Here is a 12,385-nt window from a genome sequence, read left to right as displayed (position 1 = left end):
ACCAGTGTCGCCTTCCGCGGGGCGGCGGACGGCCCGCCGCCCCCGGGACGCTCAGCGCACCGCTTCCAGGACGTCCGTGCAGCCCAGCATGTCCGCGACGACGGTCAGCGCGTCGCCGTCCAGGGACAGCAGGTCCTTCTTGCTGAGGCCGAGGTCGGCCAGCAGGCCGAGATCGCCCAGCGGCCCGTGCGGAACCGGTTCCTCAGCGGCCGCGTCGGCGTCGTCGGCCTCGGGCTCGCCGTCCTCCGTGCCGTCGAGGTCCAGACTGTCCAACTCGTCGGTACCGTCCTCGTCCCGGCCGAGCAACTCGTCGGTGAGCAATGCGCCGTACGAGCTGCGGGCGGCCGCGGCCGCGTCCGAGACGTAGATGCGCGGGTCGTCCTCGCCCTCCAGGCGGACGATGCCGAACCACGCGTCTTCCTGCTCGATGAGGGCCAGCACCGTGTCGTCGTCGACCGCGGCCTCACGGGCCAGCTCGGTCAGGTCTGCCAGGGTCTCCACATCGTCGAGCTCTGTGTCGCTCGCTTGCCACCCGTCTTCGGTGCGCGCGAGCAGTGCGGCGAAGTACACCGTGACTCTCCCACTGGTCATAGGCGTGCCGGGGCGGACAGGGCGATGCCCCGTCCATTCGGAATCGTGGCAGAAACCTCGGCATTGCGAGAGGTCTTCCGCGCTGCGTCGTGCACCAGTCCTAGGAGATGTGGCTCACGGGACGCCGGTTGCGGGGCATCGGGCGCCCGCTCACGCGGCTCGGTACCCGCTTGCCGGTAACCCGTTCGCCGCCCCCGGAAAGCCTGCTGCGGCCACTGGAAGGCCCGCTGCGACCCCCGGAAGACCCCGCTGCGACCACTGGAGGGTCCACCGCTACCACCGGAAGGTCCGCATCCGCATGGCTTGGCGCGCCCGCGCTGTGCGGGCGCGGCGCGGCTGGACCCGGTCGCGCAGCTCCTTGGCCTCGTTCAGCTCGCGCAGGAACTGGGCGCGCCGCCGTCGCCGCTCCGCGGCTATCTCGGCCGTTTCCTCGCCGAACTCATCCCGGTCCGCCATCCGTCACACACCACCTCGGTCCGAGGTTCCCGCTCACCCGCGCCGGCCCACTCCGCGGACAGTCGGGGCGTATGCCCCCACTTTCCCCCGAACCGGTGGTTTGATGCCAGTGCGGCGGCCAATGGTCGGAGGGTGACGGGCGGGCACTCGCGCCCGGAAGCTCGGTTAATGTCGATGCCATGCGGATCCACGTCGTCGACCACCCGCTGGTGGCGCACAAACTCACCACGCTGCGCGACAAGCGCACCGACTCCCCCACCTTCCGGCGTCTCGCCGACGAGCTGGTCACCCTGCTCGCGTACGAGGCGACCCGCGATGTGCGCACCGATCAGGTCGACATCCAGACCCCGGTGACGGCGACGACCGGCGTGCGGCTCTCCCACCCGCGACCGCTGGTGGTGCCGATCCTGCGGGCCGGTCTCGGCATGCTCGACGGCATGGTGCGGCTGCTGCCGACCGCCGAGGTCGGTTTCCTCGGCATGATCCGTGACGAGGAGACGCTGCAGGCGTCGACGTACGCGACGCGGATGCCGGACGACCTCTCGGGCCGCCAGGTGTACGTGCTGGACCCGATGCTGGCCACCGGCGGCACGCTCGTCGCGGCGATCAGGGAGCTGATCTCGCGCGGTGCGGACGACGTCACCGCGATCTGCCTGCTGGCGGCCCCCGAGGGCGTCGAGGTGATGGAGCGCGAGCTGGCGGGCGCGCCGGTCACGGTGGTGACCGCAGCGGTGGACGAGCAGCTGAACGACCAGGGGTACATCGTCCCCGGCCTCGGCGACGCCGGGGACCGGATGTACGGCGCGGCGGGCTGACCGGGCTGTTGCCCCTGTAAACCCTTTCGCTCGGTAGCCGGTAGCCGGTAGCCGGTAGCCGGTAGTCCGTAGCCGTCGCCCTGCGGCCTCGGTTTCGGGCTCCCGTCCTCTTCGCCCTCGGTCTCTCCCGCCGTCAATGCCGGGGGAGACCGAGGACGCCCGTCGTCCTCAGCAGTGATCGTCCGACGAGTGCTTCGGCACGGGCCGGGACAGCGCGGTCAGCGCCTGGTCCGCGTCCTTCTTCTTGGCCAGCTCGCTGAAGCCCTTGCCGATGATCAGGTCGACGTCCTTGCCCTCGCGCGCGTCGTGCTTGGTCCGGGCGCCCGGGAGCTGCGTTCCCAGGACGTCGAAGGCGCCGTCGGCGGCGGCGGGGGCGCCCAGCAGCAGCCCCGGCGTCTTGACCTTCTTGTCGTACTCCGCCGGCGCGTTGCCCACTTGCCCGATCTTGAAGCCGCGCTTCTTCAGCGCGTCGGCGGTCTCCTTGGCCAGCCCGGTGCGCTGCGTCGCGTTGTAGACGTTGACGGTGATCTCGCCGGGCTTCGGCAGCGCCTTGCCCGGCACCGTCGCGGCCCGGGAGGACGTCGACCCCTTCCCCGCCTTCGAGGGGGTGCCCGCGCCGTCGGCGCCGTCACCGCCGGGTGCGCGGGCGCAGTCGCCCGAGGCGTCCCGCCCGGCCGCGCTCGCCTTCGTGTCGCCGTCGCCCGAGAAGACGTCGATGAGCTGCCATGTCCCCCAGCCGGCCAGGCCGAGCGCGAGAGCCGCGCCGACGCCGGCCAGTGCGATCTTGTGGTGACCCCGGGGCCGGCGCATCCGCGGATAGCGATTACCCGTGATGCGGTACTTTCCGCCCATTCCAGGAGGCGTGAGCATGCTCATGAGCGCAGCGTAATGCCGCATGCGCGTCATGCCTACTAGATGATCAATTGTTCACGCGCGGGCCAACCCGAAAGGGCCAACCCGAATGGGCCAGCGGCGTGGCGAACCGGCCGCGGGCGGCGGGCCTCAGCCCAGTTCGAGCACGCGCGCGTGCAGCACCTGGCGCTGCTGGAGTGCCGCCCGTACGGCACGGTGCAGCCCGTCTTCCAGGTAGAGGTCGCCCTGCCACTTCACGACGTGGGCGAACAGGTCGCCGTAGAACGTCGAGTCCTCCGCGAGCAGCGTCTCCAGGTCGAGCTGCTGCTTCGTCGTGACCAGTTGGTCAAGACGTACCGGGCGTGGGGCAACATCCGCCCACTGGCGGGTGCTTTCCCGGCCGTGGTCGGGGTACGGCCGCCCGTTTCCGATGCGCTTGAAGATCACACGGAAAGCCTACCGGTCAAGTGGGTTCCGGCGCAGCCACGGCGCGGGAGTGCGAAGGTGGCATACAACGGCAAATCGGGAGTTACGCATGAACGAGAGGCCCTCGGCCCGCCGCGACTCCGCGCAATCTGCCGCCGAAGGCGCGGCCACCGAGGGGGCCGCGACCGGCGCCGGGGCCGCTCATGTGCCCGATGTGCCCGATGTGCCTGATGTGCCCGGTGGGATCGCCGCCGAGCTCGCCGCGGCCTACGCCTTCCCCGGTCCCGCCCTGGACCTGGGCGCGCTGCTCTGGGGTGGGGCCTGTCTGCGCGACGCGCCCGTCCGGGTTCCGCTGTCGGTCCTGAACCGGCACGGGCTCGTCGCGGGGGCCGGCGGCACCGGAGCGACCCGGACGCTCCAGCTCATGGCCGAGCGGATCTCGGCGCACGGCGTCCCGGTCTTCCTCACCGACGTGGACGGCGACCTCTCGGGCGTGTCGGTGCCCGGCACCGGCGGCGAGGAGGTCGAGCGGCGGATGGCCGAGGTCGGCGAGGAGTGGACCGCGCTCGGCTATCCGGCCGAGTTCTACGCGCTCGGCGGGCTCGGCACCGGCATCCCGCTGCGCGCCACCGCCACCGCGATCGGGCCGGTGCTGCTGTCGAGGGCGCTCGGCCTGGAGCGGGACCGGGAGCGGTCGCTGGAGAGGGTCTTCCAGTACGCGGACGGCAAGGGCCTGGAGTTGACCGGCCTCAGTGACCTGCGGGCCCTCGTCGCCTCCCTCGCCTCCGAGGGGGCGGAGGGCGTGCCCACTGGGCTCACGGACGTCGGCGGGCCGTCGGCGGCCGCCGCGGGGGCGGTCCTCGGCGTGCCCGAGTTCGACGCGAACGAGCTGCTGCGGATCGCGCCGGACGGTCGCGGCGTCGTCTCCGTACTGGAGCTGGCCGCCGTTCGGGACGCCTCGCGGCTCTGCTCCGCCTCCCTGATGTGGCTGCTGGCCGATCTCTGCCACGAGCTGCCGGACGTCGGCGACGTCGGCGTCGACAAGCCCAGGCTCGTCTTTTTCTTCGACGGGGCGCGCCCGCTCTTCGACGGCGCCTCCGAGGCGTTCCGGGCGTCGGTCACCCGGACGATGCGGCTGCTCGGTTCGAAGGGCGTGGGTGTGTTCTTCGTGACGCGAGGCCCGCACGAGGTCCCGGCCGAGGTGCTCGGTCGGCTCGGCACCCGGGTGCAGCACGCGCCGCGCACGGGGACCTCGGACGACGACGCCGAGGCGCGCGGGGCGGCCGTGCGGGCACTGCCCCGTGCGGCATACGACCTGGAGGAACTCCTCACCGGGCTCGGGACGGGGGAGGCGGTGGTGACGGTACCGAGCGGGCAGGGCGCCCCGACCCCGGCCGCGGCGGTCCGGCTGCGGGCGCCGCAGTCGCTGATGGGGTCGCTCGGGGCGGCCGAACTGGAGCACGCGGTCGCCGGCTCGGAGCTGTTCGGGCGTTATGCACAGGCTGTGGATCGCGGGCCGGGCTCCCGGACGGGTCCGGCCGGGCGCCCGGGCTCGCGGCCCGGCCAGGAGATCGCGCGCTCCCTGCTCGGCACGGCTCCTCGCGGCCGCTGAACGTCCACCGACGCGCGGAGTACCCCGTCGGGGCGCCGGACAGCACCGCTGCCCGGCGCCCCGAGGCGTCGTATCGGAATCGTCACTCGGTCACGCGGTCGTGGTCATGGTCGTCGTGCAGGCCGCCGCCGCTGCCCGCGTCGCCCTCCGTCGGCACGCTCTCCACCGGCTCGGTCAGCGAGCTCAGATCGTACGCGTACGTCCCCACCGCGTTGGCGATCACATCGATGTTGGTGCCGAAAGTCGACATGTCGATATTGGAGAGGTTGTCGCAGGCGGCGTGGTAGCAGGCGTCGTAGGCCGCGCCCGCGGTACCGCCGTACTTCGCGGCCTGCCCGGCCGTCTTGACGCCCTCCGCGCCGGTGAAGGTGCCGCCGGACGGGATGCCCGCCGCGATGAACGGCCCGTAGTCCGAGCGCCCGGTGAAGTCCGTGCCCTCGTGCGGCGCGCCCCGCCGGTCCAGGAAGTCGTTGATGTTCCTCTCGATCTGCGCCGAGCCCTCGGGGCCGGGGCCCTCGCCCACGCCGTCGGAGTTGTCGCCGTCGTACACGAACTGCCCGTGGTTCGGCGACGCGATCATGTCGAAGTTGAGATAGAGGGCGATCCGGTCGCGCTGCGCCTCGCTCAGCCCGCCGACGTACGCCTTGGAGCCGAGCAGCCCCAGTTCCTCCGCCGACCACCACGCGAAACGGATCTTGTGGTCGGGCTTCTTGTGGGTCTTCGCCAGTTCCAGCGCGACCTCCAGCAGGCCGGCCGAGCCCGAGCCGTTGTCGTTGATGCCGGGGCCCGCGATGACGGAGTCCAGGTGGGCGCCGAGCATCACCGTACGGCGGTCGTCGCCGCCGCGGGTCTCGGCGATGACGTTGTTGGTCGTCCGCTTCTGCTGGAGCTCGCGGATCTCGAAGCCGACCCGCACCTCGCCGCGCGCCGCCTCCGCCGCCAGCGCCTCGCCGTCCGCCCGCGTGACGCCGCCGGTCGGGATCCGGGCGGCCCCCGCGTCGCCGAGGGTGCCGGACAGCGCGCCGTCGGTGTTGTTGTAGACGATCGCGCCGACCGCGCCCGCGTCCGCCGCCGCGGCCTGCTTGGCGGCGAACGCGCAGCCACCGCGCTTGATCAGCGCGATCTTCCCGGTGAAGGTCCCCGACGCGTAGTCGGACGCCTCGCAGCCGGTGGTCTCATCGACCGGCACCGCGGCGACGGCGGCCGTGATGCCGCCCACCGGGGTGCTCTTGGTGTACGACATGGCCTTGATCGCGACCTCGCGCGGATGGGGCGCGACGACCGCGAGCTTCTCGGCCAGGGTCTCGATGTACGTGAACTCGAACGGCTCGTACGAGACCCGGTAGCCGGCCTTCCGCAGCACACCCTTGACGTACTCGGCGGAGGCGTCATGGCCGGGCGAACCCGCGGCGCGATGGCCGCCCGAGGCGTCCGCGATGGCCTGGAATCTCTCCAGATGGGCACGGGCGTCGTGGGCCGAGGATCTCTTCACCAACTGGCGTGCGAGGGCTGCGCCTTTGGCCGGGCCACTGCCACCCGGTGACGATGACGACGGCGACGCGGTGGCGGGGGAGGCGGCGGAGAGCAGCAGCGGGGTGGCGAGCGCCGCGGCCGCCAGGGCGGCTATCGCCCGGCGCGCGGGCGGCAGGGTACGCAGGTCCACAGGGGTCGGTCCTTTCCGACGTAGGGCTGGGACGGGGTCCCGAGTCGCCAGATCCTGCCCCGGCGGCGGCCCGGTGAAGCGCACGCGGGGTCAGCGGGGCTTCTCCCCGCGCGCCTTCGCCTCCTTCGCCGCCCGCTTCGCCTGCTGCTTGTACGCCCGCACCTTGCCCAGCGACGCGGGCCCGGTGATGTCGGCGACCGAGCGGTAGGAGCCCGCCTCGCCGTACGCGCCCGCGGCCTCACGCCATCCGCTGGGCTGTACACCGAACTGCTTGCCCAGCAGCGCGACGAAGATCTGCGCCTTCTGGCGGCCGAAGCCGGGAAGCGCGTTCAACCGGTCCAGCAACTCCGCCCCGCTGCCCGCGTCGCGCCACAGCCCGCTCGCGTCACCGCCGTAGTGCTCGACCAGGTACTGGCACAGCAGCTGCACCCGCTTGGCCATCGCCCCCGGATAGCGGTGCACGGCGGGCTTCTCGGACAGCAGTGCCGCGAAGCGCTCGGGGTCGTAGACGGCGATCTCATGGGCGTCCAGATCGTCCCGGCCCATGCGTCGCGCGATGGTGTACGGGCCGGAGAAAGCCCATTCCATGGGGACCTGCTGGTCGAGGAGCATCCCGGTGAGGATGGCCAGCGGGCTGCGGCCGAGCAGGGCATCGGCCTCCGGCTGCTGCGCGAGCCGAACGGTGGTGTCCATGGGCGGTCGGGGCGCGGTGCGCGAGGGCCGCAGCCCCGCCCTCCTTTCACTGCGTGAGTGCCCGTCCCCCACTGCGGTCATTCTCGGCACGGCGCGAGACGCGCGCCAGTCAGAGACGCCGGCGCCGGCGCCGTCCAGCGAGCGGCCCGCGCACCGCTCTGAGAGGGTGTCAGCCCGCCCGCACCGCGTAGTCGCCCAGCGAGGGCTCCAGCAGATCGAAGGCGGCACGGCCTTGCTCGGCCACCGCGGCCGCTATCGCGTCGTCGCTCTGCCCGGCGAGCGTGCGCCGCTGGAGCTCCGCGAAGAGCAGCCGGTGGACGCCGCCGAACTGGGCTGCCGCCACGCGCGGCACGATGTCGTCCGGACCGGCGCCCGTCTCGGCGGCGAGGACCTCGGCCAGCGCCCGCTCCCGCTGCTCGTGCAGATCGCGCAGGCGGGCGGTGAGGGTGGGGCTCTCGGCGACCATGCTGGCGAAGACGGGCCCGGAAAAGCCGATGACGGGGTCGCGGCGCTCCACGGCGGCGAGGAAGGCCCGGCGCAGCGCGGCGAGCGCGGACTCCCCGGGAGCCCGCTCGCCGACCGTGGCCGCCGGCCCCGCGACGAACTCGTCGGAGCGGTCGAGAGCCAGGTCCTCCTTGCGCGGGAAGTAGTTGGTGACGGTCATCTTGGCGACGCGGGAGGCCGCCGCGATGTCGGCGATGGTCGTCGCGTCGAAGCCGCGCTTGAGGAACAGCCGGGTCGCGTGGTCGGAGATGGCCTGCCGGGTCTCGCGCTTCTTCTGCTCGCGCAGGCCGGGGGCCTTGGCCTTGTCGCTCATGCGTTCGCCTCCTCCATGTCCATCCTCTCCCTCTGGTTCGGGTCCGGACTGGTGCGGGTCCGGAAGATTTTTGGGTCGGACCTCATTTTAGGTTGACGACAGGCTAGGGCGGATCTAATGTTATGTCGAACCTAAGAAGTGTCCTGAGTGTGCCTGGGTGTCCCGAGCGCCTTGCCCGATCCTTGTGTCCGCTCTTCGAAGGAGCCCCTTTTGCGCATCACCTCCTCTGCCATCTGCCTCACCGTCGACGACGTGGCCGCGTCCGCCGACTTCTTCACCCAGCACTTCGGCTTCCGTACGGAGATGGAGGCGGACGGCTTCGCCTCGTTGGGGCGGGACGACGCCGCGCCGAACATCGTGCTGATGCGGCGCGGTGTCGACGTGCTTCCCGCGAACATCCGCGACCGGCGAGCCGAGGGCGTCATCGTCGTCTTCACCGTCGATGACCTCGCGGGCGAAGAGGCGCGGCTGCGCGCGGAAGGCGTCGACATCACCATGCCGCTGCGGGAAGAGCCGTGGGGCGAGCGGCTGTTCATGGTCACAGGGCCAAATGACCTGATAGTCGAGTTGGTTGAGTGGGTGACACCGGCGTCTTCCGCTTCCGCTGAGCCCGGCACCCCTGCTTGACCCTCACGCCACGTCAGGCTCCAGGCTGGAACCCGTCGCGAAAGGCGGGACGGTGAGCTATTCGGTGAGCTATTCGGTGGGGCAGGTCTCCGGGTTCGCGGGGATAACGGTGCGTGCCCTGCACCACTACGACAGGACCGGGCTGCTGACACCCAGCGAGCGCAGCCCGGCGGGCTACCGGCTCTACAACGACGCCGACCTCGCCCGGCTCCAGCAGATCCTGTTCTACCGCGAACTGGGCTTCTCTCTCGATGAGATCGGGGCCATCCTCCAGGACCCGCAGGCGAACGTGCTGGACCATCTGCGGGCCCGGCACCGGCTCCTCAACGAGCAGATCGACAAGCTGCGCAGGCTCGTGGAGGTGGCCGAGCACGCCATGGAGGTCCAGCAGACGGGGGTCGAACTGACCCCGCAGGAGCGGTTCGAGGTCTTCGGCGAGGTCGCCTTCGATCTCAGTTACGCCACCGAGGCGCATCTGAAGTGGCAGGACAGCGAGGGGCATCGGCGCTCGATGGCCCGTGCCGCCGCACACACCAAGGAGGACTGGCGGCAGATCATGGCGGAGGCCGCGGACTGGCGGAAGCGGCTCCTCGCCGCGTTTGATGCCTTCGAGGCGGACGAGGCGGACGAGGCGGACGAGGCGGACGAGGCGGACGAGGCGGACGAGGCGGACGACGGCGGCCTGGCCATCGACCTCGCTGAGGAACACCGCATGCACGTCAGCCGCTGGTTCACGCCCTGCCCGCCGGAGATGCACCGCCGGATCGCCGACGACTACATCGCGGACGCGCGGGCCTTCGCCCTGGTGGTTCCCGCCTCCGAACAGCGTCCGGGGCTGGCCGCGTACCTGCATGCCGCGATCCACGCCAACGCCGCCCGCCGCACGGTGGACTGAGGCGGTTCCGGCATCTGCGCTTCGGGCACCCGAAGCGCGCCCGAAGCGGGGCGGAAAGCGAGGTAGCCCCCGTCAATCGAGGAGTTCTGGCCAGGATGAGGATTCTGATCACGGCCGCCGGATCGCACGGCGACGTCGTTCCGTACACCGGGCTCGGTGTGCGTCTGCGGGAGGCGGGCCATGAGGTCACGCTCGCCACGCATCCGTCCTTCGCGGCGCGGGTGGCGGAGTGCGGGCTGGGTTTCCGGCCGCTGCCCGGGGACCCACGCACCGATGCTGCCGGGCCGATCGCACCGTCCGGCGCGCCCGATCCGTGCGGCCCGGCTGCCGAGGCGGATGTGGCCGCCGCGTCCGGGGAGGGGGCGCGGTCGGTCGGGGCCGGTGAGGGGCCGCGTACGCGGGCCCTGCTCCGTCAGGCGTCCACCGCGATACGGCACCTCGGCGAGGGCCTCGCCGACGCCGCCGAGCCCGGCACGGAGCTGCTGCTGCTCTCCAACACCACCGCCACGCTCGGCCGCCACGTGGCCGAAGCGATCGGCGCCGACTGCTTCGGTGTGGCCCTGCAACCCACGGCGCCCACCGGGGACTTCCCGCCCGTGGTCGGCCCCACCCGGTCCCTGGGCCGCTGGGGCAACCGGGCCGCCGGCCGGCTCGCACTGCGCGTGGTCGACCGCCTGCACCGCGATGCGGTGCGCGACCTGCGAGATCGGCTCGGCCTGCCGGCGGCGACCGGTGGGGGCGCGGGGGCCTCCACCGTCCACCGTCGGCGGACGCGCTCCGGGGCCGGGGCCGCCGGGGCCGGGACCGGGGCGCCGGTGCCGTATGGGCTCAGCGCGATCATGCACGGCTTCAGCCCGGTCCTGGTGCCGCGCCCGGCGGACTGGGGCGCCGGGCTGGACGTGGTCGGCACCTGGTGGCCACACCTGCCGCCGGACGCCCGGCTCCCGGCCGCGGTGGAGGAATTCCTGGATGCCGGACCGCCGCCCGTCCTCATCGGGTTCGGCAGCATGGGCGGCGGTGCTGGGGAGCGGTTGAGCGCGATGGCCACCGAGGCGCTGCGCCGGGCGGGGCTGCGCGGAATACTCCAGTCCGGCTGGGCCGGGCTCGCGGCCTCCGGAGACGACGTGCTGACGGTCGGAGAGGTCCCGCACGCACTGCTCTTCCCGCGGATGGCCGCCGTCGTCCACCACGCGGGCGCGGGCACCACCGCGGCCGCGCTGGGCGCGGGGGTGCCGGCCGTGCCGGTGCCGGTGACGGCGGACCAGCCGTTCTGGGCCCGGCGCGTCGCCGCCCTGGGCGCGGGTGCCGACCCGATCCCGTACAAGGCGCTGACAGCCGACCGGCTCGCGGAGGCACTCCGACGGGCGGTCCACGACGGTACGTACCGCGAACGGGCAGCGGCCGCGGCCCGGCGCATGACCACGGAGGACGGCGCGGGACGGGTGACCGAGGTGATCGGGAGGCTCAAGCAGACGAGTTGACGGCCGGGTCCGGCTTGGGCCGGCTTGGCTCGTGCGGCTACGGCTGAGGCCTGGCTCGGACCCGGCCTGACTCGTGCTGCCACGGCTGGGTCCGGCTCGGACCCGGCGGCCTGTGCCGCTACGGCTGGGTCCGCGTGGACCGGCTCGGCCCGTGCTGCCACTGCTCGGCCTCGCTTGGACCGGCTCGGCCCATGCCGCTACGGCTCGGCCCGGCTGTGGCCCGTTCCGGCCCCGTGCCCGCCACGGCTCGGCCCTACTCGGACTGTCCCGGCCCCGTGCCCGCCACGGCTCTGCCCGGCTCGGACCAGCTTGGTCCGTGCCGCTACGGCTCGGCCCCGCGTGGACCGGTCAGCCCATCCCGCTACGCCTCGTCCCGGCTCGGCCCGTCCCGGCCCGCCCCGGCCTGGACCCGCACCCCTTCGGCCGCCCGGGGCGCATCCCCGCCGGGCTCAACGCGCGCCGGGCGCGGGCCCTTTCTCAGGGGCCCGCGCCCGGTGGTGGCGGTCAGCCGTGGTCAGCCCTGGCCGGCCTTGCTGCCGTGGTTGGCCTTCTTCTTACGGCGGGCCTTCTTCTTGCGGGCGCGCTTGGATGGGTACGGACTCCTCGGAGTTGGCAGGGGAGAGGGGGATCAGGCGGCCTGGCCGGCGAGTTCCTCGGCGAGCTTGACCAGGCGGCGGACGGTGCGCGGTTCGTTGGCGACGGGGGCGGCCGGGGAGAGCGCCGTGCGGTCGTAGTAGGCGCCCGGTTCGAGCTCGGTGGCCGGGTCGCACAGCCGCGCCACGCGTGCGGCGCCCTCCGCGGCGGAGTCGCCCTCGTGCCCGTACAGCGGGAGCAGCGCCGTCTCGCAGACGCCCGGGTGCACGCTGACCGCGGTGCCACCGGAGTCGGCCGGGAGCGCCGCGCGGGCGAAGACCGTCAGGGCGAGCTGCGACTGGGCGTAGGCGGCGAGCCGCGAGTAGCGGCGGACGCGGTTCGGGTCGGACCAGGAGATGGACGCGGTGCGGTGCATCGACGACGACACGTTGACCACGCGGCTTCCCGGGCGCGCGGTGAGCGGCCCCGCGAGGCCGCGGGTGAGGACGTATGCCGCCAGGAAGTTGACCTGGAGCGAGAGTTCGATCCCGTCCTCCGTGATCGTGTGCCGCTCCGGGGCCGCGACGGCCGCGTTGTTGACGAGCACGTCGATGACGGGGTGCGCGGCCGCGACGGCCGCGGCCATGGCCCGCACCTCCGCCAGCCGTGAGAAGTCCGCGACGGCGAGATCCACCCGCTTCGGGTCGGCCCCCGCCGCGACGAGCCGCTCCACCGCCGCACCGCCGGACGCGGTGTCCGGGGCGTGCAGGACGACGGTGCAGCCCTGATCGCTGAGGAGGCGGGCGGTCTCCCACCCGATGCCGGAGGTGGCTCCGGTGACGAGCACGGTCCTGTCGGTGGGCACAGCTGAAGACATGGTCGAT

The 12,385-nt window shown here is 72.9% G+C and carries 13 protein-coding genes; 5 read left to right on the top strand and 8 right to left on the bottom strand.

Annotated features, from left to right (window positions below):
• Window positions 1-51 precede the first annotated feature (51 nt).
• Window positions 52-570, bottom strand: a complete 519-nt coding sequence (locus ACQUSR_RS15305) for a hypothetical protein (RefSeq protein WP_431047609.1) — start codon at window positions 568-570, stop codon at window positions 52-54.
• A gap of 294 nt (window positions 571-864) precedes the next feature.
• A complete protein-coding gene (locus ACQUSR_RS15300; RefSeq protein ID WP_431043117.1) occupies window positions 865-1,047 on the bottom strand; it encodes a hypothetical protein in 183 nt (60 codons plus the stop codon).
• Window positions 1,048-1,226: 179 nt separating this feature from the next.
• Here ACQUSR_RS15300 and upp point away from each other — a divergent pair, with 179 nt between their 5' ends.
• Complete coding sequence (gene upp, locus ACQUSR_RS15295; protein WP_431043116.1) at window positions 1,227-1,862, top strand: uracil phosphoribosyltransferase; 636 nt, start codon at window positions 1,227-1,229, stop codon at window positions 1,860-1,862.
• Between the two features lie 168 nt (window positions 1,863-2,030).
• Here upp and ACQUSR_RS15290 read toward each other — a convergent pair whose 3' ends face one another.
• Both ACQUSR_RS15290 and ACQUSR_RS15285 read right to left on the bottom strand, forming a co-directional pair.
• Window positions 2,031-2,738: a LytR C-terminal domain-containing protein gene (locus ACQUSR_RS15290; RefSeq protein WP_431043115.1), complete on the bottom strand. Its 708-nt coding sequence runs from the start codon at window positions 2,736-2,738 to the stop codon at window positions 2,031-2,033.
• Window positions 2,739-2,864: 126 nt separating this feature from the next.
• Entirely contained in the window at window positions 2,865-3,161 is a 297-nt protein-coding gene (locus tag ACQUSR_RS15285; protein ID WP_003986294.1) for a type II toxin-antitoxin system VapB family antitoxin, read from the bottom strand.
• A gap of 88 nt (window positions 3,162-3,249) precedes the next feature.
• Between ACQUSR_RS15285 and ACQUSR_RS15280 the strand changes: the two genes are divergently transcribed.
• Window positions 3,250-4,752 carry a helicase HerA-like domain-containing protein gene (locus tag ACQUSR_RS15280; protein WP_431043114.1) on the top strand — a complete coding sequence of 501 codons (1,503 nt, stop codon included), beginning with the start codon at window positions 3,250-3,252 and terminating at the stop codon, window positions 4,750-4,752.
• 82 nt (window positions 4,753-4,834) lie between these two features.
• On the opposite strand, the gene ACQUSR_RS15275 is transcribed toward ACQUSR_RS15280, so the two are convergent.
• From ACQUSR_RS15275 to ACQUSR_RS15265, 3 genes are all read right to left on the bottom strand, one after another.
• A complete protein-coding gene (locus ACQUSR_RS15275; protein ID WP_431043113.1) occupies window positions 4,835-6,415 on the bottom strand; it encodes a M28 family metallopeptidase in 1,581 nt (526 codons plus the stop codon).
• Between the two features lie 90 nt (window positions 6,416-6,505).
• Window positions 6,506-7,108 carry an HhH-GPD-type base excision DNA repair protein gene (locus tag ACQUSR_RS15270; protein WP_431043112.1) on the bottom strand — a complete coding sequence of 201 codons (603 nt, stop codon included), beginning with the start codon at window positions 7,106-7,108 and terminating at the stop codon, window positions 6,506-6,508.
• Window positions 7,109-7,277: 169 nt separating this feature from the next.
• Entirely contained in the window at window positions 7,278-7,925 is a 648-nt protein-coding gene (locus ACQUSR_RS15265; protein ID WP_431043111.1) for a TetR/AcrR family transcriptional regulator, read from the bottom strand.
• A gap of 210 nt (window positions 7,926-8,135) precedes the next feature.
• Here ACQUSR_RS15265 and ACQUSR_RS15260 point away from each other — a divergent pair, with 210 nt between their 5' ends.
• From ACQUSR_RS15260 to ACQUSR_RS15250, 3 genes are all read left to right on the top strand, one after another.
• On the top strand, window positions 8,136-8,552 hold the full coding sequence (locus ACQUSR_RS15260; protein ID WP_431043110.1) for a VOC family protein: 417 nt from the start codon (window positions 8,136-8,138) through the stop codon (window positions 8,550-8,552).
• Between the two features lie 64 nt (window positions 8,553-8,616).
• Entirely contained in the window at window positions 8,617-9,447 is an 831-nt protein-coding gene (locus ACQUSR_RS15255) for a MerR family transcriptional regulator (protein WP_431047607.1), read from the top strand.
• 95 nt (window positions 9,448-9,542) lie between these two features.
• Window positions 9,543-10,928: a glycosyltransferase gene (locus ACQUSR_RS15250; protein WP_431043109.1), complete on the top strand. Its 1,386-nt coding sequence runs from the start codon at window positions 9,543-9,545 to the stop codon at window positions 10,926-10,928.
• Window positions 10,929-11,556: 628 nt separating this feature from the next.
• On the opposite strand, the gene ACQUSR_RS15245 is transcribed toward ACQUSR_RS15250, so the two are convergent.
• Window positions 11,557-12,378, bottom strand: a complete 822-nt coding sequence (locus tag ACQUSR_RS15245) for an SDR family NAD(P)-dependent oxidoreductase (RefSeq protein WP_431043108.1) — start codon at window positions 12,376-12,378, stop codon at window positions 11,557-11,559.
• Between the last annotated feature and the right edge of the window lie 7 nt (window positions 12,379-12,385).

Source organism: Streptomyces sp. P1-3 (genome assembly GCF_050613155.1).
GTDB lineage: Bacteria > Actinomycetota > Actinomycetes > Streptomycetales > Streptomycetaceae > Streptomyces.
The sequence above is the reverse complement of the archived record's forward strand: the minus strand, read 5'-3'. Positions and strand labels throughout refer to the sequence as shown.